Annotated in this window: 29 protein-coding genes; 12 read left to right on the top strand and 17 right to left on the bottom strand. The window is 69.5% G+C overall.

The features are described from left to right. The first annotated feature begins 329 nt into the window (after window positions 1-329). Window positions 330-494, top strand: a complete 165-nt coding sequence (locus ACFYWI_RS04690; RefSeq protein ID WP_389225101.1) for a DUF6087 family protein — start codon at window positions 330-332, stop codon at window positions 492-494. A gap of 57 nt (window positions 495-551) precedes the next feature. Here ACFYWI_RS04690 and ACFYWI_RS04685 read toward each other — a convergent pair whose 3' ends face one another. Further along, a complete protein-coding gene (locus ACFYWI_RS04685; protein ID WP_389225099.1) occupies window positions 552-1,199 on the bottom strand; it encodes a TetR/AcrR family transcriptional regulator C-terminal domain-containing protein in 648 nt (215 codons plus the stop codon). Window positions 1,200-1,237: 38 nt separating this feature from the next. Between ACFYWI_RS04685 and ACFYWI_RS04680 the strand changes: the two genes are divergently transcribed. Next, window positions 1,238-2,656: an FAD-dependent monooxygenase gene (locus tag ACFYWI_RS04680; RefSeq protein ID WP_389225097.1), complete on the top strand. Its 1,419-nt coding sequence runs from the start codon at window positions 1,238-1,240 to the stop codon at window positions 2,654-2,656. Here ACFYWI_RS04680 and leuE read toward each other — a convergent pair. Both leuE and ACFYWI_RS04670 read right to left on the bottom strand, forming a co-directional pair. After that, complete coding sequence (gene leuE, locus ACFYWI_RS04675; protein ID WP_389225095.1) at window positions 2,643-3,302, bottom strand: leucine efflux protein LeuE; 660 nt, start codon at window positions 3,300-3,302, stop codon at window positions 2,643-2,645. The genes ACFYWI_RS04680 and leuE overlap by 14 nt on opposite strands. A gap of 62 nt (window positions 3,303-3,364) precedes the next feature. Then, entirely contained in the window at window positions 3,365-4,945 is a 1,581-nt protein-coding gene (locus ACFYWI_RS04670) for a methylmalonyl-CoA mutase (RefSeq protein WP_389225093.1), read from the bottom strand. Between the two features lie 326 nt (window positions 4,946-5,271). Between ACFYWI_RS04670 and ACFYWI_RS04665 the strand changes: the two genes are divergently transcribed. Continuing rightward, complete coding sequence (locus ACFYWI_RS04665) at window positions 5,272-6,132, top strand: L,D-transpeptidase family protein (RefSeq protein WP_389225091.1); 861 nt, start codon at window positions 5,272-5,274, stop codon at window positions 6,130-6,132. A 192-nt stretch (window positions 6,133-6,324) separates the two neighbouring features. On the opposite strand, the gene ACFYWI_RS04660 is transcribed toward ACFYWI_RS04665, so the two are convergent. The 6 genes from ACFYWI_RS04660 to ACFYWI_RS04635 form a co-directional block, all read right to left on the bottom strand. After that, entirely contained in the window at window positions 6,325-7,365 is a 1,041-nt protein-coding gene (locus ACFYWI_RS04660; protein ID WP_389225089.1) for a hypothetical protein, read from the bottom strand. Next, complete coding sequence (locus tag ACFYWI_RS04655) at window positions 7,365-8,102, bottom strand: RNA polymerase sigma factor (RefSeq protein ID WP_389225087.1); 738 nt, start codon at window positions 8,100-8,102, stop codon at window positions 7,365-7,367. Before ACFYWI_RS04655 ends, ACFYWI_RS04660 begins: the two co-directional genes overlap by 1 nt. Before the next feature lie 319 nt (window positions 8,103-8,421). Further along, a complete protein-coding gene (locus ACFYWI_RS04650; protein ID WP_389225085.1) occupies window positions 8,422-9,339 on the bottom strand; it encodes a L,D-transpeptidase in 918 nt (305 codons plus the stop codon). 283 nt (window positions 9,340-9,622) lie between these two features. Further along, window positions 9,623-10,495, bottom strand: coding sequence for a hypothetical protein (locus ACFYWI_RS04645; RefSeq protein WP_389225083.1), 873 nt, complete (start codon window positions 10,493-10,495; stop codon window positions 9,623-9,625). Between the two features lie 51 nt (window positions 10,496-10,546). Then, on the bottom strand, window positions 10,547-10,957 hold the full coding sequence (locus tag ACFYWI_RS04640) for an ATP-binding protein (RefSeq protein WP_389225081.1): 411 nt from the start codon (window positions 10,955-10,957) through the stop codon (window positions 10,547-10,549). Beyond that, window positions 10,957-11,160 carry a hypothetical protein gene (locus ACFYWI_RS04635; protein WP_389225079.1) on the bottom strand — a complete coding sequence of 68 codons (204 nt, stop codon included), beginning with the start codon at window positions 11,158-11,160 and terminating at the stop codon, window positions 10,957-10,959. Before ACFYWI_RS04635 ends, ACFYWI_RS04640 begins: the two co-directional genes overlap by 1 nt. A gap of 197 nt (window positions 11,161-11,357) precedes the next feature. Here ACFYWI_RS04635 and ACFYWI_RS04630 point away from each other — a divergent pair, with 197 nt between their 5' ends. Further along, entirely contained in the window at window positions 11,358-12,212 is an 855-nt protein-coding gene (locus ACFYWI_RS04630) for a helix-turn-helix domain-containing protein (protein ID WP_389225077.1), read from the top strand. Window position 12,213: 1 nt separating this feature from the next. Further along, entirely contained in the window at window positions 12,214-12,468 is a 255-nt protein-coding gene (locus ACFYWI_RS04625) for a DUF397 domain-containing protein (protein WP_389225075.1), read from the top strand. Between the two features lie 129 nt (window positions 12,469-12,597). Here the strand turns inward: ACFYWI_RS04625 and ACFYWI_RS04620 are convergent, their stop codons facing one another. From ACFYWI_RS04620 to ACFYWI_RS04605, 4 genes are all read right to left on the bottom strand, one after another. Then, window positions 12,598-13,134, bottom strand: a complete 537-nt coding sequence (locus ACFYWI_RS04620; RefSeq protein ID WP_389225073.1) for a hypothetical protein — start codon at window positions 13,132-13,134, stop codon at window positions 12,598-12,600. Between the two features lie 39 nt (window positions 13,135-13,173). Continuing rightward, the gene (locus ACFYWI_RS04615) at window positions 13,174-14,355 is read right to left on the bottom strand and encodes a hypothetical protein (RefSeq protein ID WP_389225071.1); all 1,182 of its coding nucleotides are present in this window, start codon (window positions 14,353-14,355) and stop codon (window positions 13,174-13,176) included. A 299-nt stretch (window positions 14,356-14,654) separates the two neighbouring features. Continuing rightward, on the bottom strand, window positions 14,655-14,990 hold the full coding sequence (locus ACFYWI_RS04610; RefSeq protein ID WP_389225069.1) for a hypothetical protein: 336 nt from the start codon (window positions 14,988-14,990) through the stop codon (window positions 14,655-14,657). Between the two features lie 31 nt (window positions 14,991-15,021). Continuing rightward, window positions 15,022-15,411 carry a hypothetical protein gene (locus tag ACFYWI_RS04605; protein ID WP_389225067.1) on the bottom strand — a complete coding sequence of 130 codons (390 nt, stop codon included), beginning with the start codon at window positions 15,409-15,411 and terminating at the stop codon, window positions 15,022-15,024. Window positions 15,412-15,506: 95 nt separating this feature from the next. Here ACFYWI_RS04605 and ACFYWI_RS04600 point away from each other — a divergent pair, with 95 nt between their 5' ends. Next, the gene (locus tag ACFYWI_RS04600; RefSeq protein WP_389225065.1) at window positions 15,507-15,875 is read left to right on the top strand and encodes a hypothetical protein; all 369 of its coding nucleotides are present in this window, start codon (window positions 15,507-15,509) and stop codon (window positions 15,873-15,875) included. Between the two features lie 66 nt (window positions 15,876-15,941). Here ACFYWI_RS04600 and ACFYWI_RS04595 read toward each other — a convergent pair whose 3' ends face one another. Together ACFYWI_RS04595 and ACFYWI_RS04590 are read right to left on the bottom strand one after the other, a co-directional pair. Next, a complete protein-coding gene (locus tag ACFYWI_RS04595; protein WP_389225063.1) occupies window positions 15,942-16,502 on the bottom strand; it encodes a hypothetical protein in 561 nt (186 codons plus the stop codon). Window positions 16,503-16,711: 209 nt separating this feature from the next. Further along, window positions 16,712-18,316 carry a glycoside hydrolase family 20 protein gene (locus tag ACFYWI_RS04590; RefSeq protein WP_389225061.1) on the bottom strand — a complete coding sequence of 535 codons (1,605 nt, stop codon included), beginning with the start codon at window positions 18,314-18,316 and terminating at the stop codon, window positions 16,712-16,714. 304 nt (window positions 18,317-18,620) lie between these two features. Here ACFYWI_RS04590 and ACFYWI_RS04585 point away from each other — a divergent pair, with 304 nt between their 5' ends. From ACFYWI_RS04585 to ACFYWI_RS04560, 6 genes are all read left to right on the top strand, one after another. Next, on the top strand, window positions 18,621-19,133 hold the full coding sequence (locus tag ACFYWI_RS04585) for a 2-oxo-4-hydroxy-4-carboxy-5-ureidoimidazoline decarboxylase (RefSeq protein ID WP_389225233.1): 513 nt from the start codon (window positions 18,621-18,623) through the stop codon (window positions 19,131-19,133). A gap of 168 nt (window positions 19,134-19,301) precedes the next feature. Further along, window positions 19,302-19,682: a succinate dehydrogenase, cytochrome b556 subunit gene (gene sdhC / locus ACFYWI_RS04580; protein WP_389225059.1), complete on the top strand. Its 381-nt coding sequence runs from the start codon at window positions 19,302-19,304 to the stop codon at window positions 19,680-19,682. An 8-nt stretch (window positions 19,683-19,690) separates the two neighbouring features. Next, entirely contained in the window at window positions 19,691-20,167 is a 477-nt protein-coding gene (locus ACFYWI_RS04575; protein ID WP_389225057.1) for a succinate dehydrogenase hydrophobic membrane anchor subunit, read from the top strand. A 24-nt stretch (window positions 20,168-20,191) separates the two neighbouring features. Continuing rightward, entirely contained in the window at window positions 20,192-21,946 is a 1,755-nt protein-coding gene (gene sdhA / locus ACFYWI_RS04570; RefSeq protein WP_389225055.1) for a succinate dehydrogenase flavoprotein subunit, read from the top strand. Further along, a complete protein-coding gene (locus tag ACFYWI_RS04565) occupies window positions 21,946-22,713 on the top strand; it encodes a succinate dehydrogenase iron-sulfur subunit (RefSeq protein WP_389225053.1) in 768 nt (255 codons plus the stop codon). The genes sdhA and ACFYWI_RS04565 overlap by 1 nt, the downstream gene beginning before the upstream one ends. A gap of 146 nt (window positions 22,714-22,859) precedes the next feature. Continuing rightward, window positions 22,860-23,414, top strand: coding sequence for a hypothetical protein (locus tag ACFYWI_RS04560; RefSeq protein WP_389225051.1), 555 nt, complete (start codon window positions 22,860-22,862; stop codon window positions 23,412-23,414). Window positions 23,415-23,558: 144 nt separating this feature from the next. On the opposite strand, the gene ACFYWI_RS04555 is transcribed toward ACFYWI_RS04560, so the two are convergent. Then, entirely contained in the window at window positions 23,559-23,915 is a 357-nt protein-coding gene (locus tag ACFYWI_RS04555; protein WP_389225049.1) for a hypothetical protein, read from the bottom strand. 272 nt (window positions 23,916-24,187) lie between these two features. Continuing rightward, window positions 24,188-24,631, bottom strand: coding sequence for an Lrp/AsnC family transcriptional regulator (locus tag ACFYWI_RS04550; RefSeq protein WP_389225047.1), 444 nt, complete (start codon window positions 24,629-24,631; stop codon window positions 24,188-24,190). Between the last annotated feature and the right edge of the window lie 56 nt (window positions 24,632-24,687).

The following is a 24,687-nucleotide window of genomic DNA, read 5'->3' as shown; positions in this document are numbered from 1 at the left end:
GCTTCCGGCACCGGGCGGGGCGGGGTTCGTTCCCCCACCCCGCCCCTTCCCGTGACCGGGGCGGTGCGGTGCGGTGCGGTGGAAGATCGTCCAGGGTGACCACGGTGTCAGGCCGAACACGCCACACTCTGCGAACTCCTGGAACGCGCACCACCGCCCTGATCCAGCAGACGCGCCACGCGACAGCCCCGCCCGCCATCTGAGCCCGCGTCCGCCACACCCGCGGGAGCCCATAACTGCGTACCCGCTCCGGAAGATTCGCAGGTTCGCTGGGCACCGAGGCCGCTCAACAGGCGCTCGACGACGCGGCCCGCGTCGACGACACGCTCGTGGCCTCCCACGGCGGCTCCGGCCACCTCCGCCCCGACGAGCCGCGGGTGCTGGAGGAGTGGAACGGATTTTCACACGAACCGGCGGGCACAGCGCCCGACCTCGCGACGGCACAGAAGTGGATCAACGCGCTCGTCCCGGGTGACGGGTCGTCCGCCGCGTGAAATTCGGCCCCCATCGCGCCGGGCCCGCAGACCGACCCGGCCGAGGGGCGACGGCCCTTACTCCGACGCCGCCCGCAACAGCACCGCCTCCACCCCCGCCACCACCGCCGCCAGCCCCGTCTCGAAGCCCTCGTCGTGGTGGGTGAACAGCTCGAAGCCCGCCTGCGCCGCCAGCGGGTGGTCCGCGAGCCGCTCAGCGCGCGCGATCAGGTCGTAGCCCTCGCCGGTGACCGGGTCGGGGCCCATGGACTGTTCCTCGATGACGTAGCCGATCGTGTAGCTGTACGCCGTCACAAAGGCGCGGGCCGCTGCGGCCGGGGTGAAGCCCGCGTCGGTGAGTCTGCGCAGGTGGGCGTCCATCGGCGCCGCGTAACTGGTGTCCGTGAAGCGCGTGCCGCTGTAGACCTTGGCCCCGTCCCGGTAGCGCAGCAGATACGCGCGCAGCGCCCGCATCGTCCCGGCGAGTCCCTCGCGCCAGTCCGCAGGGGGCGGGTCCGCCATCTCCGCGTTCATCCTGCGGAGCATCTCCGTCGCCATCTCGTCGAGCAGCGCCTGTTTGTCCTTGAAGTGCCAGTACAGCGCGGGCGCCTTGACGTCGAGTTCCTCGGCGATGGCGCGCAGCGTCAGTCCGTCCAGGCCCACCTCGTTGAGCAGGCGCAGCGCGGTGTCGGCGACCTTCGCGCGGTCGATCTTCGTTGGTCCCACCTTGACAGTTTAACGCCGTTAAGTGCATGCTCCCGGACATGGAACTTAACAACGTTAAGGAAGTGGACGTTCTCGTTGTCGGCGCTGGGCCGACCGGGCTCGCGCTCGCCTGCGACCTCGGCCGGCGCGGGGTGTCCGTGCTCGTCGCCGAGCGGGCGGACGGTCTCTTTCCCGGCTCGCGCGGCAAGGGCATCCAGCCGCGCACCATGGAGGTCTTCGACGACCTCGGCGTGGTGGACGCGGTCCTCGCGGCGGGCGGCCCGGCGCCGATGGGTCTGGTCTGGCAGGACGGCGAGCGGGCGGGCGAGCACGACATGTTCCACCGCGCGGGGGTGACACCGGCCGAGCCGTACGGCGAACCGTGGCTGCTCCCGCAGTGGCGCACCCAGGAGATCCTGCTCGCCCGTCTCCGCGAGCTCGGCGGGGATGTGGCCTTCGGCCACGAGGCCACGGGGCTCACGCAGGACGCGGACGGCGTCACGGCTCGGCTGTCGACCGGCGCGGCCGCGCGCGCCCGGTACACCGTCGCCGCGGACGGCGGCCGCGGCTCGCTCCGTGCGGCCCTCGGCATCGGGATGGGCGGCGAGTGTGTCGACCCCGCCCCGATGCTGGTCGCGGACATCCGCATCCGCGTACCGGCGCTGGACCGGGACAACTGGCATCTCTTCGGCGGCGACGGCGCGGGGTTCATGGCGATCTGCCCGCTGCCCGGCACCGCCGACTTCCAGCTCGTGGCGCAGTTCACCGACGGGACCCCGGACACCTCGCCCGAGGGTGTACGGAATCTGGTCGCCGCCCGCAGCCACCTGGAGGCGGACGATGTCACCGAGGTGCGATGGGCCTCGGACTTCCGCCCCCGTGCGGCCATGGCCGACCGGTTCCGCGAGGGGCGTGTCTTCCTGGCCGGCGATGCCGCGCACATCCACTCCCCCGCCGGCGGCCAGGGCCTCAACACCAGCGTCCAGGACGCGTACAACCTCGGCTGGAAGCTCGGCCAGGTGCTGCGGCACGGCGCGCCGGAGTCGCTGCTCGACTCCTATGAGCAGGAGCGGCTGCCGGTCGCCGCGCAGATGCTGGGTCTGTCCACCCGTATCCACCGCGGTGAGCAGGAGCGCGGCAAGGACACCAGGCAGTTGGGCCTCGGCTACCGCGGCGGCCCTTTGTCGCTCGGCGGCGCGGGCGTGCTGGAGGCGGGCGACCGTGCACCGGACGGCCCGTTGCCGGACGGCCGCCGGATCTTCGACCTGCTGCGGGGCCCGCAGTTCACGCTGCTGGCAGTGGGCACGGACGCCGAACTGCCCCGGCAGCTCCCCGACATCGTGCACATACGGCGGACGGACCCGTACGAGGCGTACGGCAAGGGGCTGTTCCTGGTCCGCCCCGACGGGTACATCGGCTGGGCCGGCGAGGACTCCGCCGGGCTCGCCGACTACCTCGGACGCGTCATGCGCTGCTGAGCGAGATCTTCACCGCGAAGCCGAGGAACAGCGCACCGCCCGCGGAGGTCACCCCCGCCGAGAGGCGCTTACGGCGGCGGAAGGCGGCGGCCAGGTGGGTGCCGGTGAGTATCAGCAGGGTCAGGTAGAGGACGCTGGCCAGCTGCGCGAGCGTGCCGAGCACGGCGAAGGAGAGCGCCGGGTAGGCGTACGCGGGGTCGACGAACTGCACGAAGAAGGCGATGAAGAACAGAATCGCCTTCGGGTTGAACAGGCTGATGACAAAGGCCCGGCGGAACGGCCGCTCGCCCGTGGCCGCAGCGTCGGGCGACGATGCGGCCGCCTCGGCCGTCAGCTCCTCGCGCGTACGCCACATCGACCAGGCGGCCCGCAGCATCCCGATCGCCAGCCAGGTCAGATAGCCGGCGCCCGCGAACTTCACGATCCCGAAGAGCACGTCATTGGCCTGGAGCAGCGAGGCGACGCCCGCCGCGGACAGCACCATGAGCGCGGTGTCACCGCACCACACGCCCGTGGCCGCCTTGTATCCGGTGCGCACACCGCGGCGCGCGGCGACCGAGAGCACGTACAACGAGTTCGGCCCCGGAAGGAGAATGATCAGGACAAGGCCTGCGAGATAGGTCGGAAGATCGGTGACACCCAGCATGAAGCGGAGTGTCGCACACCGGTACGACACTCCCCCAGGCGTTTCATATGGCGGGAACCTGCTCAGAACACGTCGCTGGGCACGTACGTACCCCACACCTCGCGCAGCGCATTGCAGACCTCGCCGACGGTGGCGCGGGCCTTGAGGGCGTCCTTCATCGGGTAGAGGACATTGTCCGTCCCCTCGGCGGCCTTCTTCAGCTCGGCGAGTGCCGCGTCCACGGCCGCCTGGTCGCGTTCGGCGCGCAGCTTGGCCAGACGCTCTGCCTGCTGGGCCTCGATCGCGGGGTCGACACGCAGCGGCTCGTACGGTTCCTCCGCGTCCAGGGTGTACCGGTTGACGCCGACGACAACGCGCTCGCCGCTGTCGGTCTCCTGCGCGATGCGGTAGGCGCTGCGCTCGATCTCGTTCTTCTGGAAGCCGCGTTCGATGGCGTTGACCGCGCCGCCGAGGTCCTCGACGCGCTCCATGAGGGCCACCGCCGCAGCTTCGACGTCATCGGTCATCTTCTCCACGACGTACGAACCCGCGAACGGGTCGACCGTGGCCGTCACATCGGTCTCGTACGCGAGGACCTGCTGCGTACGCAGCGCGAGGCGGGCCGACTTGTCGGTGGGCAGCGCGATGGCCTCGTCGAAGGAGTTGGTGTGCAGGGACTGGGTGCCGCCGAGGACGGCGGCGAGCCCCTGGACGGCGACGCGGACCAGGTTCACCTCGGGCTGCTGAGCGGTGAGCTGCACCCCGGCCGTCTGGGTGTGGAAGCGCAGCATCAGCGACTTGGGGTCCTTCGCGCCGAACTCCTCCTTCATCACCCTCGCCCAGATCCGGCGGGCTGCCCGGAACTTGGCGACCTCCTCGAGGATCGTGGTGCGCGCCACGAAGAAGAACGAGAGGCGGGGGGCGAAGTCGTCGACGTCCATGCCGGCGGCGACAGCGGTACGGACGTACTCGATGCCGTCGGCGAGGGTGAAGGCGATCTCCTGCGCGGGCGAGGCCCCGGCCTCGGCCATGTGGTAGCCCGAGATCGAAATGGTGTTCCACTTGGGGATCTCGGCCTTGCAGTACTTGAAGATGTCGGCGATCAGCCGCAGCGAGGGCTTGGGCGGGAAGATGTAGGTGCCGCGGGCGATGTACTCCTTGAGGACGTCGTTCTGGATCGTGCCGGTCAGCCTGTCCGCGGGAACGCCCTGCTCCTCGCCCACCAGTTGGTAGAGCAGCAGAAGAAGCGCGGCCGGGGCATTGATCGTCATCGACGTGGAGACCTTGTCCAGCGGGATCCCGCCGAACAGCACCCGCATGTCGTCGATCGAGTCGATCGCCACGCCGACCTTGCCGACCTCGCCGTGCGCGATCGGGGCGTCGGAGTCGTGACCCATCTGGGTCGGCAGGTCGAAGGCGACGGACAGGCCCATCGTGCCGTTGGCGATCAGATGCTTGTAGCGGGCGTTGGACTCGACGGCGGTGCCGAAGCCCGCGTACTGCCGCATCGTCCAGGGACGGCCGGTGTACATCGACGGGTAGACACCGCGCGTGAAGGGGTACGCACCGGGCTCGCCCAGTTTCTCGGCCGGGTCCCAGCCGTCCAGGGCCTCGGGCCCGTAGACCGGTTCGATCGGCAGTCCCGACTCGGACTCGCGCGCCATGTGACTGTGCCTCCCGCTGGATCCACTCACTGATCCGGTGACTGTTCGCGGCAACCTCGACCGGATCTCGACCGATCTCGACTGACCTACTGGCTGGTAACAATCCTCGCGACGGACTGTAGCGGTGGGCGTGCGGCGCGTGGAGAGCCGCGCGCTGGGACCTTGCTCACAGCCTGCCCCAACGGGGCCGGCGTGCAGCCTCGACGGCTTCGTCCGTCCCGTGTCATCCCCGTCGCCCAACTGTTACCCCCATGATGCGCGGGATTGCGCAACCGGGCCGGACGTGAATCTGTCTCACCGGGCACAGACACACAGGGGGACGAATCATGCCGAGGAAAAACGTGGGGCTCAGAACGCTTGCCACCGCGGCCGCGCTGGCCGCGACGGCGGCGCTGGCCGGCTGCACCGCACAGGCCGCGACCGCGCCGCCGGCCGACGGCAAGTCGAGCGCCGCGCCCAGGGCGACCGAGGCGACGCCGTCCGCGTCGGAGTCCGGGTCGGCCGACCCGTCGCAGTCACCGTCCGCGAGCCCGTCCACCTCGACACCCGCGCCCAAGGTGCTGATGGCGCAGGGCGCGAAGGGCGAGCAGGTGCGTGAGCTGCAGGCGAGGCTCGCGCAGATCGGCTGGTTCGACGACAGGCCGACCGGTTCCTACGGGCCGGTCACGACCACGGCCGTCAAGGGGTTCCAGGCCAAGCGCGGCGTGCCCGCAACCGGCAGCACGGACACGGTGACCTGGCAGAAGCTGCTCGGCATGACGACGAAGCCGACGCGCGAGGAGCTGGACGGCAAGGAGGTCGAGAAGCCCAGGGCCAAGCCGGACCCGCGCTGTATGACGGGCCGGGTGATGTGCATCAGCAAGACCACCCGCACGCTGTCCTGGATGGTCGACGGCAAGGTGCTGTCGACCATGGATGTGCGCTTCGGCTCCCAGTACACACCGACGCGGGAGGGCCAGTTCAACGTGGGCTGGAAGTCCCGGGACCACGTCTCGACGATCTATCACACCCCCATGCCGTACGCGATGTTCTTCAGCGGCGGCCAGGCCGTGCACTACTCGTCCGACTTCGCGGCCCGCGGCTACAACGGCGCGTCGCACGGCTGTGTCAACGTCCGGGACAAGGGGAAGATCGCCGCGCTCTTCGACCAGGTGCGGGGCGGCGACAAGGTCGTCATCTACTGGTGACCGGCCGGAACCACAGGATTAGGGGCGCGGGCGGGACCGGGGGAACGTGTCCCGCCCGCGCCAGATGCGCCAAGCCGTAGGTACGGGGGGAACCCCGGCTCAAGCGCGGCCGATGACCAGTCGGCTCACTCTTTACTGCGCCGTAGCCCCGAAAAACGTCACACCAGTCCGCGCGGCGGAAAAAACCGCAGGTCAGACCGGGTGCGACAGATCGCCGATCGCGACCGGCCGCAGGCTCGGCACCGGCACCTCCGCTGCGTCGGGTCCGGCCGGCCAGGAGACGGGCGGTACGAGAGGGTTCACCCTCAGCCGGCCGTCGGAGTCCCGTCCATCACCCGAGCGGTCGGGGTCCGAGTCACTCGAGTCGCCCGAGCCGTCGCTGCCGGAGTCCCCGTCCCCGGAGCCGCCGTCGTCCTCGTAGTCGCCGCTGCCGTTGCCGCTGAGCAGCCGGTCGCAGAATCGCTCCACCCGCTCGGCGCCCTTGGCAGCCGACTCCAGGCGCTCCCTGCGGTCCCCGTCGATGCGCCCGCGGCGGTAGTCCTTGCATGCCTCGACGGACTTGCGGTACCAGTCGGTGCTCGTGTTGTCCGAGCCCTGCTCGGGCTCGTCCTGCCCACCGCCGGTCGGCTGACCACCGGGGGTACCGGTGCCGGGCAGGCCGGGCGTCGGGCTTGCGCCGCCGGTCGCCGAGGGCACCGGGGGCGTAGTGATGGCGCCCGGGGAGGGCGGAGGGGTGGACTGCCCCCAGCCGCCGGGGGGTTCCGAGGCGAGCGTGCCCGGAGTCTCGGCAGCGGACACGGATGACGCGGGCAGCGGATTGTCGTGGCCGCCGAAGGGAGCGGGCAGCACGCCGGCACCCGCGGCGACCGCCACGCCTCCGAGGGCGCACCCGGCCACCGCCGCGGCGATCCCGAACCGTACGGGGCGGCCGAAGCGCACAGCACCGGCCCGGCGGTCCGCACGGACCACTCGCACCGCGCCGAGGCTCTCGACGACGGGACCCGCGGCATCGGCCGCTTCGGCCCGGGCCTTGCGGAAGGCGGCCATCGCGGCCGCTTCACCGGGCAGCTCCCCGTCCTCGTACTGGTACGCGCCACTCCTGGCGCTGCTCAGGGTCTCGGAAAGACGTGCGGCCTGCGCACGGGCGCGTTCGTCAGTGGCCTCGACCGGTTCACCGCGCAGCAACCGCTCCGCCGCGTCCCTGTCAAGCCACTCGTACCGCTCGTCGGCCATCACATGTCCTTCTGCGTCCTCAGGCGCGAATGCGTCACACCGGCGGGAGCCGCGGCACCGGGCCGAGGGGCGCGCTGTGGCGGTAGGCCATTGAGATCGGCAGCGGCTTCCGGAGCCGCTGCGCCCGGCTCTTCGGGGACGTTGCCGAACTCGCCCGCGCCGTCGGCTCCGTACGCGATGTCCACACCCTCCGCGCCGAGCAGTTCGGCCAGCCGCTTCAGCCCGCGGTGGGCCGCGGTCCTTACGGCGCCGGGCCGTTTGCCCAGCGTCTTGGCCGCGCTCTTCGCGTCGAGGCCGACCACGACACGGAGAACGACCGCCTCGGCCTGGTCCTGCGGCAGCTGGGCGATGAGCGCCATGGTGCTGCCGGTGGACAGGGACTCCATGGCCTCGTCGGCGGTGTCGGACTCGGCCGGCCTGCCCGTCAGCTCGGTCTCGTCGCCGCCGACGGCGGGCCGCCGGCCACGCATGCGTATGTGATCGAGAGCTCGATTGCGGGCGATCCGCGCGGCCCAGCCCCGGAAGCGGTCCGCGTCACCGCTGAAGCGGTCGAGATCACGGGCTATCTGCAGCCATGCCTCGGAGGCCACATCCTCGGCGTCGGCCTCGCCGACCAAGGTGCGTACATAGCCGATCAGCCGCGGATGCACCGCGCGGTACACAGTACGGAAGGCGCTCTCGTCCCCGCCCTGCGCCGCGAGCACAGCAGCGGTCAGCTCCGCGTCGTCCCCCAGCACTACCTCAACCTGTCCCGAACCTGCAGCTGGTCACCACTGCTCGCGCCACCGTGCGCGAGTAGGCACGCTACGTCCTCGCACGGTGTCACGTCCATGCCTGGTACAACTTGCAACGACTTCGCGACCAAGCGAGGTGTGACAGAAACAGCACGCTCGGCGCTGAGAGAAGTACGGGGTGCCACAACGCCCCCGCCACGAGCGACGACCGGGGCCTCTCCTGTGGGGGGTGGCGGCCCCGGTCGTCCTTCATGAGGGCCTCGAGGACCGGCTGCCGGCCCGGCCGACCGACCCGCCGGCCGGCTCCGGGTGCGTAAGGGACTCAACCGATCGCGATGCGCGGGTGCGCCGACGGCTTGATCCAGCCCATGATGCGGTCCATCGTCGCGCGCGGCACCGACACGCAGCCCGCGGTGGCACCCCTGCCGTTGACGTGCAGGAAGATCCCGGCTCCCCGGCCCGGTACAGCGGGCCAGCGGTTGAAGTTGATGACCAGCGCCTTGGCGTACTGCGTCGGGTAGTTGACGAGATGCTCGCTGCCGCGCTCGCCGGACTCGGTGAGCGGGAAGTCCGCCCCGGCCGCGGTGTGCATCGAGTTGTAGAACTTCGACTCCGGGTCCTGGACCCACCAGTGCGTGGAATTGACCTTCGTGTACGGCATGCTCGTGCCGCCGGCCTCCACGCCGAAGCCCTCCGTGATGCTGTACGTGCCCGACGGCGTGGTGTACGTGCCCTGCTTGCGCGTCGCTCCGTTGACGACCCCGTTGGACCCGACCCGTCCACTGGCGGAGATGACCGCCTTCCACCCGGACGCCCCCTTGGTCCAGGCCGTGACCGTGGCGTAGGAGCCGCTGGCCTTGACCGTGATCACCTGGGTGGCGTTGCCGACCGTGACCGGCACGGGGAAGGACGGCGCCGCAGGCGCGGCACTCTGCTTGTCCGCGGTGCCACCGGCACCGGAACCGGCCTGGGCGCGCGAGGCGGTGGACGTCGGCGACGCACTGGCGGACGCCTTGGCGGACGCCGAGGCGGAGGCAGAAGTCGACGGGGAGGCGGAGGCGGAGGTCGAGGCAGAAGGTCTCGCCGACGAGGACGGGCCGGACCCGTCCCTCGCCCCGCTCGAGACACTGGGCACCGACGCGGCGGAGCCGGCCGGCTCCTGGCCTCCACAGGCCGACACCAGCGATATCGCACCGGCAACGGCCAGTACGGCGGGGAGACTACGGGACGAGGGCAGCACGATGTGGTCCTTGGGTCGTGGGATACCGCACGGCAACGGACGGCCGTGCGACAAAGACGGCCGGTTATACATCGCCGCGCCCCCGGATGGCCAAGCCACGGACATTCGGGACACAAGGCGCCGTGTGCCGGGCCAACGGGTCGGTCGCGCACCGGACTCGGCCCGCGGCGCACCCCTCGGCGCCGTCCGCCGGCAGCCGGCGGGCAGGTCCCGGCCCCGCCTCCGGCGACGCGTCAGCGTTCCGAGGACGGCGGCGCGACAGGCGTCCCGGTGGTTCCGGTGGTCACCGGATACCAGCCGGGATCTCTATCTTCCCGTCGAACGTGCCCTGGTTCTCCAGCCGTACGTCCTGCTCGTACATGATCTCCTGGCCACCGGTGTACGGGAGGAGGAAGCCGAACTCGAACCGGTGGCTCCTGATCCGGTGCGTCCCGGCATCCAGGACCAGCGCCTCCTTCAGCCCGGACAGCGTCAACTGAGCTTCGTCCACCGGGATTCCGGCGTCCCGTAGCTGCTCGGCGGTGGGGGCGAACTCCCGTTGCGCCTTCTTCACCCAGGCCCGGTTCCGGACAGCGGTCAGCTTCTGCTTGTCGCTGCCGACACGGAGCTGGATCGTGCCGTCCGCCTTGGTCAGCGTCATGTCGTCACCGGCGGCCTGCGCGTACTCCCGGAACTCCTCGATGACCGCGACGGGGTCCTCGACCTTGTTCTGCGTCTCGGGGTCGGAGGTGGGCGCGTTCTTCCACGGCGCACTGCCCTCCTTGAGGTACGCAGTGCCGTCGACGACGTAGATCTCCTCGTTCTTCCTGGTTCCCTTGCTGCTGGTACTGACGCCCTGCGAGTGCAGCGCCTCCGGCTCCATGCCGCGCCGGACCGTGGCCCGGTAGGTCGCGGCGCTCTTCCGGCCCTGGAGCGTCAGCCCCTCCTGTCCCTTCACGGAGAACGTCCAGGCACCTTCCTCCGCCATCGCCTTCTCGGCGAGGTCGAGGAAGTCCTCCGGGGACTCGGGTGCCGCTGGTGCCTCGGAGGGCTGCGTCGCCGCAGGGCTCCCGGCCCCGGCCGGCTCCACGGGCCCGTCCTCCTCCGCCACGCCGCAGGCGGCCGGCGAGAGTGCGAGCGGGAGAACCAGTGCAGCGCACCTGAAACGACTTCGCATGGAGCTCTTCCTCACGTCACGGCGGGGGGCGCGCGGACTGTACAGCAGCGATCAGCCTCCGATCACGCCGACGACCATTCCTCGCGAACCGTCATGAATGCTCTGCATCTCGCACCACACCGTCTTGCTGCCGGGGCCCTGTTCCACGCCCCACCGCAGGGTCAGGGCGTCGAGCAGGGCGAGGCCGCGGCCGGTCTCGTCCTCGTCGGCGGCCGTGCACAGAAGGGGCAGGACCCGGGGGTCGGGGTCGGTGACCTCCAGTCGCGTACGGCCCTCCCCACAGACCACACGGACGGTCACGGGAACGCCCTCCCCGAGATGGCGGACGACGTTCGTGATCAGCTCGCTGGCGCACAACTGGAGGTCGGCGCAGGGCCCGCCCATGTACGCACGCAGGACCCGGCGGACCTCGGGCACGTCCTTCGGGGTGGCGAGCAGCTCCAGGGTGAGGGGTGGTCGCATCACGCAACTCCCTTGCGCAGGGCGGCGACCAGGGCTCGTGCGGTGGGCAGGTTGCAGTTGCCCAGCGCGATGAGGGGCGGGGTGCCGTAGCGGGCGGCGAAGGTCGGCAGATCGATGCCGAGGGACGGCAGCGTGATGCCGTGGGCGGCGAGGGCGGCCCGCAGCTCCTCGGCGCAGTCCTGTACGTCAGGGTGGTCGTGCATGGGGGGTCACACCTTCCAGTGCGCTCTGTGACGAACTGCTCACACCCTGACGCGGCGCCGCGTACCGTGAAAGAGGTTCGGGCTCCCGGCTCTGAACTGCACGTATGCGACGTGGAGTTGGTACGGGCACGGGAATCGCCGGGACTCGGGCGGATACACCGGGAAACGGGCGGTAACGGCACCAAGGGCGGTGAACGATGGGCCAGCGCAAGGACATCGACGGGTCGGCGAGCGTCCCCACCTTCTACGGCAAGGAGCTGCGCTGGAAACGGGAGGAGGCCGGGCTCACCCTCCAGCAGCTGGTCGACGGCAGCTTCTACGGCCCCAGCCACCTCAGCGAGATCGAACGCGGCGCGCGCCGCATGCCGGCGGAACTGGCCGAGCACGTGGACAAGGCGCTGGGGACGGACGGCTTCTTCAAGCGCCGCTGCGAGGACGTACGGAAGGCGAAGAGGCGAGGTCACGCCAGCTACTTCGAGCGCGTGCTGGAGGCGGAGAAGCACGCGAAGTCCATCGAGGAGTGGTGTCCGACCCTGATTCCCGGACTGCTGCAGACAGACGCGTACGCGCGGGCGCTGGTTCGGGCAGCGATGCCGCTGGCGCCCGACGACGAGGTGGAGGAGAAGGTCAGCGCCCGGTTGGCGCGTGCCCGCCTCTTCGAGGACAACCACAAGTCACCGCTGTACTGGGCAATCCTGTCCGAGTCGCTACTGCGCCAACCGGTCCTCCCTCCGGAGCAGACGGCCGAACAGCTGGAGCACATCGCGGCGCTGGCGAGGCGCCGCCGGATCGTTCCACAGATCCTTCCGTGGAACTGCGGGCCGCACCCTCTCATGATGGGCATGGCCAAGATCATGGCCTTCCCCGACGCCCCGCCCCTGGTCTACTTGGAGTCGCAGCACAGCGGGGACACCATCGACGATCCGGCTCTCGTGGAGGCGTACCGCAGGTCGTACGATCTGCTCAGGGCCGCCGCACTGCCGCCGGAGGCGTCCCTCGCCCTGATCGAGAAAGCGGCTGAGGATGACCGAAATGGCAAGCAACGGGATTGACTTGAGCACCGCTGTCTGGCGCAAGAGCAGCTACAGCAACGGCACTGGCGGAGACTGCGTCGAGGTCGCCGAGGCCTTCCCCGCCGCCGCCCGCTGGCGCAAGAGCAGCCACAGCAACGGCAGCGGCGGAAACTGCGTCGAGGTCGCCGACGCCCACACCGGCGTCGTCCCCGTCCGCGACTCCAAGCTCCCCCACGGCCCGGTCCTCACGCTCACGGCCCCCGCCTGGACGTCCTTCGTCACGTCCCTCAAGTAGTCGGCGGCTCGGCTGCTCGGGCTCCCTGGGGAACGGTGCAGCTGATGCCCGATCCGGAAAAGCAAACGGCCCGCCAGTTGGACCGGGCGGGCCGTCGCGTCGAAGTCCGGTTCAGTCAATGCCGGCGGCTCAGAAGGTCCGGTAATAGGGTGTCTCGATCGTCGCCGCGACACTGAATGCGGAGAACTCGGCTTCCGTGAGCACACGGTAGACAAATTCCGAGGCGGTCATGTCGAAACGCTGGAAAGGCTCCAGCGGATCCACTCGCGCCACCACGGGCCACGCCGTCGGCTCCTGCTGGGTGTCGGCCAGCCAGTAGTACTCCTCCTCGATGAAGGAATACCCCCACTGGACAAGGCCCTTGCCCTTGTCTCCGTCATTCGCTCCGAGGAGCCCAAACGGTTCGAACATCCGCCGATTGTCGGGGTTTCCCCGCACGGACCTGAGCAAGGACTCATGATTGGCGAGCAGCGACTCCGTATCCCCTGGCGCCTCCAGCACCACAACATGGTCACTGAAGGAACCCCAAGCTGCGAAGTGTCGGCGCAGTTCCTTGAAATCGGCCGGCAGATGGGTGCCCAAAGCCCTTTCGGTGCCGGACCAGTCGAGTTCGCCGGGTTCAGCGCTCCAACCAGTCGCCGTCACCAGGCAATCGACCCATTCCATGTACACCCCTCCGCTCGACGCACGAACCGATTACGCAACTCAATCCCGGATGTCGAGGAGCCCGCACACCACTACGCCCGTCACCAGGAAGCCGGCCATGGCCGACATCAGGGCGACCTCTCCGTACGACCGAGGGGTCAGCCGAAGGGCGAGCGCCGCGCCGGCCGTTCCAGCGAGGACCGCGCAGCCGAGCCCGCGGGCCAGCCGGAGGGCGGCGCGCCCGTCCCGCGCGTGAGGCGTTTCGGCCAGTACGTCGCGGCCCGCAAGCCCGCACGCCACCGCGGCAGACAAGGCTCCTGCTGCCAAGCCCAGTTGCGGCGTACCGAACAACAGGCCGTAGCGCACAGCCAAGGCCGGCACGAAGAACAGGGCCAGCCAGCGGCGCAGGGCGTGCACCACGAACGACAGGTTCGGCGCCGCGGGCCTGGACCGGGTCGGCAGGTGTGACGCGGCCGTACGCAGGCAGAGCAGGACGGCCGCTGCCGCCAGGGCGAGCGGCAGGCGGTCGTCGAGCCGGCCCAGGTTGTACAGCAGCGCGGTGTCGTAGACGACCAGTACAAGGCCGCCCAGCGCCCCCAGCGAGCCGATGAACACCAGCAGCCCGGGCACCGAGGTCGCCACCCGGGTCGTACCCGTGTCACGCGCCGCCACATGAGCGATCAACAACGGTGTGACCAGTGCCGAGACAGCGCGGATCACCAGGTCGTCGACCGTGTACGGATTGCGCAAATCCCACTCGACCAGGCAGAACACGACGGTGTACGACGCGGCCGCCAGCGGCAGCAGGGCGGAGTGCGCGATCCGCCGGTACAGGCCCGCGTCCAGCCATCGCACCACGGTCGCGAACGCCAGAAGCACGAAGGGGAGTTCCAGGAAGGCCTGGACCCGCAGCACGCTCGGCGCGAGGAGGCCGGGCGCGGGGAAGACCTCCGCCAGGCCGCGCAGAGCCGGATTCGCCGTCGCCAGGTCGAACCACCCGGCCGGGAGATACCGAGCGAGGAACGACGCGTCCCCGTCGTGGACCCGCAGCACGTACACGGTGAACAGCACCTGGTTCACGTAGATCAGGCCGGTCACCAGCACCAGCAGCACGGCCGGCGGCACCGAACGGCCCACCGCCCGGGCCGGGTCGGGACGCCGCGCGACAGCACGCGGCGCGATCACGAAGGCCACAGCCACCGACGCGACCACCACCGCGTCCACGAAAGCCCGCACCGTCATTTTTGGGAGGACCTGCGGGGCATTTACGCTCCGTTCTCGTTCTTGTCCTGGAGGAGTCGCAGTGCGATCTCCGGGCGGATCGAGAGTCTCAGCAGCATCGCGCTGTCTCTCGTCCGCTGACGTTGTCGTCAGCGTGGTCGTCAAAACCCAGAAGCCCCGCCGGAACGAAATCCGGCGGGGCTTCCTCTCATTTCTGGCGACACTACTTCCGCAGCCTTGGATTCGCCGCAAGCAGCCGCTCGCGACTGGCAGAGCGATCGCTGTCTCGGAGAGGAAGGAGCGAGCCATCGTGTTCATTCTCAGGGCAGAAACTCGTAGAACGGTCCGTCAGGCACGCGGTTGCGAGAGCACAACGTCACGTCCCGCCCCTTGAGATAAGCCAGCAACCATTCGCTGAACGTCATCTCGTAGAGAGTCCAGGCCGGACTGTCGAACTCCTGGACAACAACGCGCCAGGGCGACGATGGCTCATCGGGAACGCGAAGGAATACTGCTTCCCCCGTCGTGGCCGTCGCCACCGGCACCAGTTCCCCGGGCTTCGCCCCTACCGGACTGGGCAGGAACTCCGCCATGTCCTCCTCGCGCCAGAGCTCGAGATCATTCCCCGCCAGGCAAAGCCACCAGATTTCGGACATCTTGACCGGTTCCCTTCCCCCAGTAAACCTATCAGCTGTCGTCGCCGGAGCCGGGCTTGAACGTCGTGCCGAGGTCGTACTGCGCGATCCCGAAAGGTTGAAAATCGGCATCCGCGAGAACTCTGTAGAGGAATTCCGACGTGGACATGTCGCACCGGCACCAATCGCCGTCTTCGGCTCGCGCAAGGATGGAATACTCACCTGGCCGCTGGGCGTCGATCAGCCAACAGTACTCATCGCCCCATTCCGTGGAGGCCCAGGTGACGAGGCCCTTACCTCCCGGCGCGTAAACCGAGTAGGGATCCACAGCAGAAACACCACCAGTCATTCCGTCCTGATCGACGGAAAGGGCCACTCGCCACTGCGCGAGGAAGTCGAAGGCGAGACCCTCGTCACGCGCGAGAAAAGAGACGCGGCGCACGCGAAGGCGGCGGGCGCGGAGAGGCGGGCGGCGAGCCGCTGAACGAGGGCGGGGGCAAGGGCACGGCCCGTCAGGGCACGGCGATCGCCGCCGCGTTGCTGCTCGCCTGCGGTGGCCTCGTCGGGTACGGCGTTCTCAACGCCGAGGAGAAGCCCGAGCCATGCGCAGTGCCGACCGCCGAGGTGACGTACGAGGTCACGGGCGAGGGCAGGGTGGACATTTCATACCTCGCCCGAAGCGAGTCGGGCACGGCCACGGTCGAGAAGGGCGTCGCGCTGCCCTGGAAAAAATCCGTCCAGGTGCCCCTCGGCAAGGCTCCGATCGTCGCCATCGTCCTCGACGGGAAGGGCGGCCAGGCGGCCTGCACCCTCGCCATCCGCGGCAATCACGTCCAGCGCGCGACCGCCATGGGCGAGTTCGGGCGCGCCACCTGCACGGGTGAGCTGCCCACCGCCGACCGTTGATCAGTGGCCGGGAGGATGGGGGAACGCGTCCGAGAGGAGCCCGTGCGCGGCGGGCCATGCATGACGTCAGCCGCTGACGCGTGCCCGGCGGGACAGCGCCGCTCGCAGCACCCGGCGCCCCTCCGTCGACAGGTCCAGGGCCTGGCGAAGGCCGGTGCCGGGCTGCGGCTCCCCGAGGATCTCCAGAATCCGTATCTGACGGCGCAGTTCACCCGCGACCAAGGGCCCCGTCCCCTCGGCGTCGCCCTCACGGCAGCGCTTGAGCGCCTCGGGCTCGCAGGAGCCCACGTCGAAGCGGCGGTGGAGTTCGAGGGCCGCGGTCGAGCACTCGTCCGCCCATTCCCGCAGCGGCGCCGTGTCCCACTCCGAGGGCGCGGCACCCAGCATCCGGCGTACCAGCGCCGCCGATTCGTCCTCGACGACGGCGCCCTCCATGGCCTCTCTCGCCTCCGCGAGGCGCCCGGACCAGTCCTCCTCGCCATCGACCAGCCCCGCCCACAGCGGACGCAGTACGTCCTCCTCGGACGCGAGCAGCGGCAGGCAGCGGTCCAGACAGGCGAGCCCGCTGGCGGCGAGGCCTCGCTCATCCGCCTGCGCGATCAGTTCCGTCAGGTTCTTGGACGCCATCGGACGCCTCCCATCGCGGACGAAGTACCTGACCTTACTGCGCCTCATGGCTCGAATTCGTCACTTCGTGGCCAAAAGATTGCCCCTGAGCTCAACCCATTCGTGCATATTTGCGCCCTACCTCGGTTACGTTCCGACCCTTGAACTCGACCTGCGGGCAACCCGGTCGGGGCCTTCGGCCGGGCCGGCCGCGGTGTGGGCCCGCGCTCTCAGCCCAACTTCCCCGCCAGCTCCTGGAACGCCGCCCAGCTCCGCTCCGGCCGGCGCGGGTCCCACAGCTTCTGGGCCGTCGCCCGCAGCGGCATCCTGATGCCCTGGGCGATCTGCTCCTCGGTCTGCGCGTTGGCCAGGTCGCACCACACGGCGAACCGGCCGCCCAGGATCTGGTCCGAGTACCGCGCGGGCACCGCCTGCGTGCCGCGCATCACCAGGGGTGTCCACTGCTCGTAGATCCGGCGGCCGGTGGGGTACGTGAACTCGTTCGGCTCACCGAGTACGTAGTAGAGGTACTCGTCGTTGACGTTCACCATCCGGCGCCCTTCCGCCAGATACTCCTGCGGCCGGCGCGCCCCGATCTCCTTGCCGGTCCAGTACTCGACCTCGATGTCCTTGTTGCCGGACACCACGCCGCCGCGGAAGAACCCGTCGTTCCAGGCCTTGGGCTTCTTCTTCTCCGCACGCACCACCGCGGCACGGTCGTTCAGCCAGCCCGTCGCCAGATCCTGGACCCGGGCCTGGGGACCGTACTTCTGGCGGGCCGCCCGGGCCAGTTGCGGATAGGAGGCCTCCGGGTCGCTCACCGTGAGGGCCTGGTACTCGTCGGCGCCGACGTGGAACCACGCCCCGGGGAAGAGGGCCGCGTACTCACGCAGCAGTTCGTCGATGATCCGCGCCGACTCGGGGTTGGAGATGTCGATGGCGCCCGGCCGGGGCGTGCCCTGGACGTTGCGCAGCTGGAGCTGGGGGTGGGCCCGCATGACGGCGCCCAGATGCCCGGGTGAGTCGATCTCCGGAATGACGGTGATGTGCAGCCGGTTCGCCAGGGCGATGATCCGGCGCACTTCGGCCTTGGTCAGATGCGGCTGGGAGACGATCTCGGGGTGGGAGTCCGATTGGATGCGGAAGGCCTGGTCGTCGGAGAAGTGGAGTCCCAGCTGGTTCAGCTTGAGGTCGGCCATCTCGCGCAGCCGGTCCTCGATCCAGCCGACGGTGAAGTTCTTGCGGGCGATGTCGACCATGAAGCCGCGCTGGGGCCGGTCGGGCCGGTCCCGTACGACGCCTTCGGGCATCGCGCCGCCCGAGCGCACCGACTGCTTCAGGGTGCGGGTCCCGTAGAAGACCCCCGCCTCGTCCGGCCCGGTGATCTCCACCCGGCCGTCGCGGGTGGTGACGGTGTACGACTCGGGCTCGCCCTGTCCCGCACCGGCGAGCGCCAGCTCCACGTCGCCGGGCCCGGCGGCGACCGCGCCGCGGTAGGTGAGCTTCAGCTCCTGGGCGAGCAGCCGGCCCTCGTCGGCGAGGCCCCCGCTGCCCTTGGCGATCACGACGCCGCTGTCCGCGGTGCGGCTCCAGCCCGGGCCGCGGGCGGCCTCATGGCTGCGTACGGCGGGAATGGTCTCGGGCGCCTTCGACAGGGGGTAGGTCCGGGTGGGACTGGGGGCCGCGGCGTCGGCCGTGGTCCGCGTCGCGCCCGGTTTCGTGGCCCCTGCCCGGACGGGATCATCGCCCCCGCAGCCCGCCAGGGTCATGGACAGGACGGCGGCCGCGGCCACTGTCACGCCGGTGTGCCGGGCGTTTCGCGAGTGCCCCATCATTCGGATACCTCCACATAAGACCAAACCCCATCAAACCACCCCCGTCGCACCCTCTCCACGGCCCGCGCATCGTCCATTGCATGACCTCAAACTCTCCCGTCCGGGTGAAATCCACTCATCCTTCGGACAGCTCTCGGTACACATCGATAGCGTGGCGGCTCATCCATCCCTCCCTTCCCAGTCGTACACCGCCGTCCCGCTGCGCCTTTCGAGGAGTCCCCCGCTGTCCAGCGAATCCCACGCCGGCCTCCCGAAGCGAACGCCGTCGCACCGCCACGCCCGGGGCGCCCTCGCCCCTTCGGCCATACCGCCCCGCCGCCACAGGACACCTGGTCTCGAACACTTCAACACCGTCCCGGCCGAGACCGCCGTAGCGGTCCTGCTCGCCTGCTGCGGCAGTCGGCGCTGGGCACGGAGGGTGGTCGCGCACCGCCCCTACCCCGATCTCGAGTCGCTGCTCGCCGCCTGCGACGAGGCTGCGTACGACCTCGCGCCCGCCGATGTGCACGAGGCACTCGCCCTCGAGTCCTCGGCCGGCCTGCACCCGGGCGCGCCGTCGGCCGCGCACACGGCACTGGCCGCCGCGCACGCCGCATACGAGAGCAGATTCGGACACGCGTTCGTGATTTGCCTCGACCGGTACCGCCCCGATGAGCACCTCGACCAGCTACTGGCCGGTATCCGCGACCGACTCTCGCATGAACCGGACGAGGAGCGAGCCCTCTCCGCCGAGGAACTGCGGGCCCTCGCCCGCTCCCGACTGGCACATGTAGTGGCCAACCATCCGGAAACAGACGTCCTGGGGGCTTCCCGATAGCCCGTACGAGGCTGTTTGATTGCCTGTTTGATCACACCAGTGGACCCCACGCGAACGAACCGACATCTCGTCGCTACGATGGCCGGGGCCGGTGGACCGTACCCGGCCGGGCCAGACCGACAACCCCAAGCCGGCAGGCCCCAATCCCCGCTCCCGGAGGGTTCTTCCGTGCCGGCTGGAACGCTGTACCGCGGCCGGGAAGGAATGTGGTCCTGGGTGGCTCATCGAGTCACCGGCGTCCTCATCTTCTTCTTCCTGTTCGTACACGTGCTGGACACCGCTCTCGTCCGCGTCTCTCCCGAGACGTACGACGACGTGGTCGCCACGTACAAGACGCCGATCGTCGCACTGCTCGAATACGGCCTCGTGGCCGCGATTCTCTTCCACGCGCTCAACGGCCTGCGTGTCATCGCTGTGGACTTCTGGTCCAAGGGCCCGCGCTACCAGAAGCAGATGCTCTGGACCGTGATGGCCATCTGGTTCGTGCTGATGGCGGGTGCCCTGTACCCGGTGCTCGGCCACGCCGCTGCTGAACTGTTCGGGAGCTGACGCGACACATGTCCACCGACACCACTTCCGCGATCGGTCCCGTCGAGGGCGAACACCGCTACGACGTGGACAACCCGGCCCCGTACATCGAGGCCCCGCGCAAGCGCACAGGGAAGACCCCGAAGTCGACCCGCGGCAACTTCGAGATGGCCGCATGGCTCTTCATGCGCCTGTCCGGCGTGGTCCTCGTCGTCCTGGTCATCGGTCACCTGCTGATCCAGCTGGTGCTCGACGGCGGCGTCTCCAAGATCGGCTTCGCCTTCGTGGCCGGCCGCTGGGCGTCCCCGTTCTGGCAGACCTGGGATCTGCTGATGCTGTGGCTTGCCATGCTGCACGGCGCCAACGGCCTCCGCACCGTCATCAACGACTACGCGGAGCGGGCCAACACGCGCCTGTGGCTCAAGGGCCTGCTGTACACCGCCACGGTGTTCACCATCCTTCTGGGCACGCTGGTGATCTTCACCTTCGACCCGAACATCCGCTAGGCACGGGGCTGAGGTAATCCACTCATGAAGATCCACAAGTACGACACCGTCATCGTCGGCGCCGGTGGCGCCGGCATGCGCGCCGCCATCGAGTCGACGAAGCGCAGCCGCACCGCCGTGCTGACGAAGCTCTACCCCACCCGCTCCCACACGGGTGCCGCGCAGGGCGGCATGGCCGCCGCGCTGGCCAATGTGGAGGAGGACAACTGGGAGTGGCACACCTTCGACACGGTCAAGGGCGGTGACTACCTGGTCGACCAGGACGCCGCCGAGATCCTGGCGAAGGAGGCCATCGACGCCGTCCTCGACCTGGAGAAGATGGGCCTGCCGTTCAACCGGACCCCGCAGGGCACCATCGACCAGCGCCGCTTCGGCGGTCACTCCCGCAACCACGGCGAGGCCCCGGTCCGCCGGTCCTGCTACGCCGCGGACCGCACCGGCCACATGATCCTCCAGACGCTGTACCAGAACTGCGTCAAGGAGGGCGTGGAGTTCTTCAACGAGTTCTACGTCCTCGACCAGCTGATCACCGAGGTCGACGGCGTCCAGAAGTCGGCCGGTGTGGTCGCCTACGAGCTGGCCACCGGCGAGATCCACGTCTTCCAGGCGAAGGCGGTCATCTACGCCTCCGGCGGCACCGGCAAGTTCTTCAAGGTGACCTCCAACGCGCACACCCTCACCGGTGACGGCCAGGCGGCCTGCTACCGGCGCGGTCTGCCGCTGGAGGACATGGAGTTCTTCCAGTTCCACCCGACGGGCATCTGGCGCATGGGCATCCTGCTGACGGAGGGCGCCCGCGGTGAGGGCGGCATCCTCCGCAACAAGGACGGCGAGCGCTTCATGGAGAAGTACGCGCCTGTCATGAAGGACCTGGCCTCGCGTGACGTCGTCTCGCGCTCCATCTACACGGAGATCCGTGAGGGCCGCGGCTGCGGTCCCGAGGGCGACCATGTCTACCTGGACCTCACCCACCTGCCGCCGGAGCAGCTGGACGCCAAGCTCCCGGACATCACCGAGTTCGCCCGTACGTACCTCGGTATCGAGCCCTACACGGACCCGATCCCGATCCAGCCGACCGCGCACTACGCCATGGGCGGCATCCCGACCAACGTCGCGGGTGAGGTCCTCCGTGACAACACCACCGTCGTCCCGGGGCTCTACGCCGCCGGTGAGGTCGCCTGCGTGTCGGTGCACGGCGCCAACCGCCTGGGCACCAACTCGCTGCTGGACATCAACGTCTTCGGCAAGCGGGCCGGTATCGCCGCCGCCGAGTACTCGGCGAAGGCCGACTACGTCGAGCTTCCGGAGGACCCGGCGTCGCTCGTCGTCGCCCAGGTCGAGCGGCTGCGCTCCTCCACCGGCACCGAGCGGGTCTCCGAGATCCGCAAGGAGCTGCAGGAGACCATGGACGCGAACGTGATGGTGTTCCGCACCGAGCAGACGATCAAGACCGCGGTCGAGAAGATCGGCGAGCTGCGCGAGCGCTACCTGAACGTGTCCATCCAGGACAAGGGCAAGCGGTTCAACACGGACCTGCTGGAGGCCATCGAGCTGGGCAACCTGCTCGACCTGGCCGAGGTCATGGCCGTCTCCGCACTGGCCCGCAAGGAGTCCCGCGGCGGTCACTACCGCGAGGACTACCCGAACCGCGACGACGTCAACTTCATGCGCCACACCATGGCGTACCGCGAGGTCGGCGACGACGGCTCCGAGACCATCCGTCTCGACTACAAGCCGGTCGTCCAGACCCGCTACCAGCCGATGGAGCGTAAGTACTGATGGCTACCCCCGTACTGGACAAGGTCGAGGCCGACTCTTCGGGGTCCCCTGCCTCGCCGTACATCACGGTCACCTTCCGGATCCGCCGCTACAACCCCGAGGTCTCGGCCGAGGCGCAGTGGCAGGACTTCCAGATCGAGATCGACCCGAAGGAGCGCGTGCTCGACGGTCTCCACAAGATCAAGTGGGAAGTCGACGGCACCCTCACCTTCCGGCGCTCGTGCGCGCACGGCATCTGCGGCTCCGACGCGATGCGGATCAACGGCAAGAACAGGCTCGCCTGCAAGACGCTGATCAAGGACATCAACCCGGAGAAGCCCATCACGGTCGAGGCCATAAAGGGCCTGACGGTCCTCAAGGACCTGGTCGTGGACATGGAGCCGTTCTTCCAGGCGTACCGCGACGTCATGCCGTTCCTGATCACCAAGGGCAACGAGCCGACGCGTGAGCGTCTGCAGTCCGCCGAGGACCGCGAGCGCTTCGACGACACCACCAAGTGCATTCTGTGTGCCGCGTGTACGTCGTCGTGCCCGGTGTTCTGGAACGACGGCCAGTACTTCGGCCCGGCGGCGATCGTCAACGCCCACCGCTTCATCTTCGACTCGCGCGACGAGGCCGGGGAGCAGCGGCTGGAGATCCTCAACGACAAGGACGGCGTGTGGCGTTGCCGCACCACGTTCAACTGCACGGACGCCTGCCCGCGCGGTATCGAGGTCACCAAGGCGATCCAGGAAGTGAAGCGTGCCCTGATCACCCGCCGCTTCTGACCCGGCGCCACCGGCACGAAGTGAAGGGCCCCGTCTTCCGGTTGTGGGAGACGGGGCCCTTTTCCGTGCGGACTTCGCTCCGGCGGCGAGACCTGGCAGGATCGGGGTACAACTGACGTGGCGCAGTGGGAAGCGGGGACGAGAGCATGACCCAGCCGAATCCGTACGCGGACGGGGAACCCGAGTACCAGTGGGGACCGGCGCAGCCACCGGGCAGTACACCTGCCTACGGCTACCCGGGCCCGACCCAGGGCTACGGGTACCCCAACCAGCCCCCGGAGTACTCCCAGACGCAGCCGGCCGGCGTCCCCATGCCCTATGCCGGCCCGCCCGGAGCACCCGCCGCGATGGGCGGCGCTCCGCTGGTGTCGATCGGAGACATCACGGTCATGGGCGACTCGATCGTGACACCCGCGGGCACGCTTCCGCTGCGCGGAGCGGTGTGGAACGCGACGGACATGTCACGCACCGAGGAGGCGATCCCGACGCACGCGATCGTGCTCGCAGTCGTCTTCTTCGTCTTCTGTCTGCTGGGCCTGCTCTTCCTTCTGATGAAGGAGAAGAAGACCACGGGCTTCATCCAGGTCACGGTGACGAGCGCCGGCAAGCACCACTCGACGATGATTCCGGCACATCGCCCGGAGACCTTCCAGATGGTCATGGGCCAGATCAACTACGCGCGGTCGCTCAGCAGCATGTAACCCACGGGACGCAGGGCGGCGGCCGCCGCCCGTCGTGCGGGCCGTCGGCCACTGACGGGGCGCCGCGGCCGGGCCGGAGTCCCCCTTCACGGCGGGCACTTCGGGCCGGCCCGCGGGCGGACGGAGCCTCCTCGTACAGATTGATCAGCCACCCACCAGCGGGACGAGTCTGAGGAACGTGACCTCGATGCCGAGGCGGAGATCCACCTCCTCGTCCAGCTCCTCGACCTGCCGGTCCCCGGCGAGCACCAGAAAGCCGCCCCGCGCGAACGCGGCAAGCGCCAGTTCGCACTCGGCCTGCGGATCCACCCGACCGCTGTCCCTCGGCCGCACCAGCCCCTGGAACGTCCCGGTCCCCCGCGCATGGAACTCCGCGACCTCCTCGAAGACCCGGCGCCGGATCAACTCGCGCAGTGCGAGCCGTTCCTCGGCGATCTCGAGACCCCAGCCGTCGCTGCGGCTCCCCGATGTCGTCTCGTCGACGAAAGTCACCCGTGCCATGCCCAGGAGACTAGGACCCGCCGCTGACAACGGGCCCGCGGTCTCCCGAGAACCCGGGGCATCGGGTCGGCCCGTCCCGCCCCCGACCTCGCGCCTCACGACGGGGCGCTCCGGCGTGCGCCTGGCGCCCTCGCGAAGCCTTCCCCGGCCCGCCGCGGGACCAGACCGTGTACGCCTCGTCCGCTCCCGCCGGGCCCCGCGTGTCGTCCCTGCCTGCCCGCCCGGCGGCCGGCGCAGAGGCAGGCGACACCGTCCGGCGGAGCCGGCCCCGGTCAGCCACCCAGCGGCGCGACGGGCCGCTCGAAGAAGGTTTCCAGCGAGACGGTGGCCTGGGTGCCGCTGACGCCCTCGATCGCGTACAGCCGCCGCAGCACGTCCTGCAGTTGTTCAGTGGTGGCCGTGCGCACCTTCACCAGGACAGATGCGCTGCCCGCAATGATGTGCGCCTCCTGGATCTCGGGAATCGCGGCGAACTCGGCGGCCGAATCCCCCATCCAGGCCGACGACTCGACCATCACGAAGGCGAGTACGCCGCGGCCGAGCGCCGCCGGGTCCACGTCCACGGTCGTGCGTCTGATGACGCCGCGTTCGCGCAGCTTCCGTACCCGCTCGTGCGCGGCGCCGGCCGAGAGGCCGACGGCCTTGCCGAGCGCGGCGTATGCCTGGGTGGCGTCCTGCTGGAGCAGTGCGACGAGCTCCCGATCGATGTCATCCACGCTTGCGACCATACATCATCCTGCTGTAGTTGTATGTTACCGAAGCTAGTTCGGAA

It is taken from the genome of Streptomyces sp. NPDC002889 (assembly GCF_042888425.1).
GTDB lineage: Bacteria > Actinomycetota > Actinomycetes > Streptomycetales > Streptomycetaceae > Streptomyces.
This window is presented reverse-complemented; position numbering and strand designations above follow the sequence as displayed.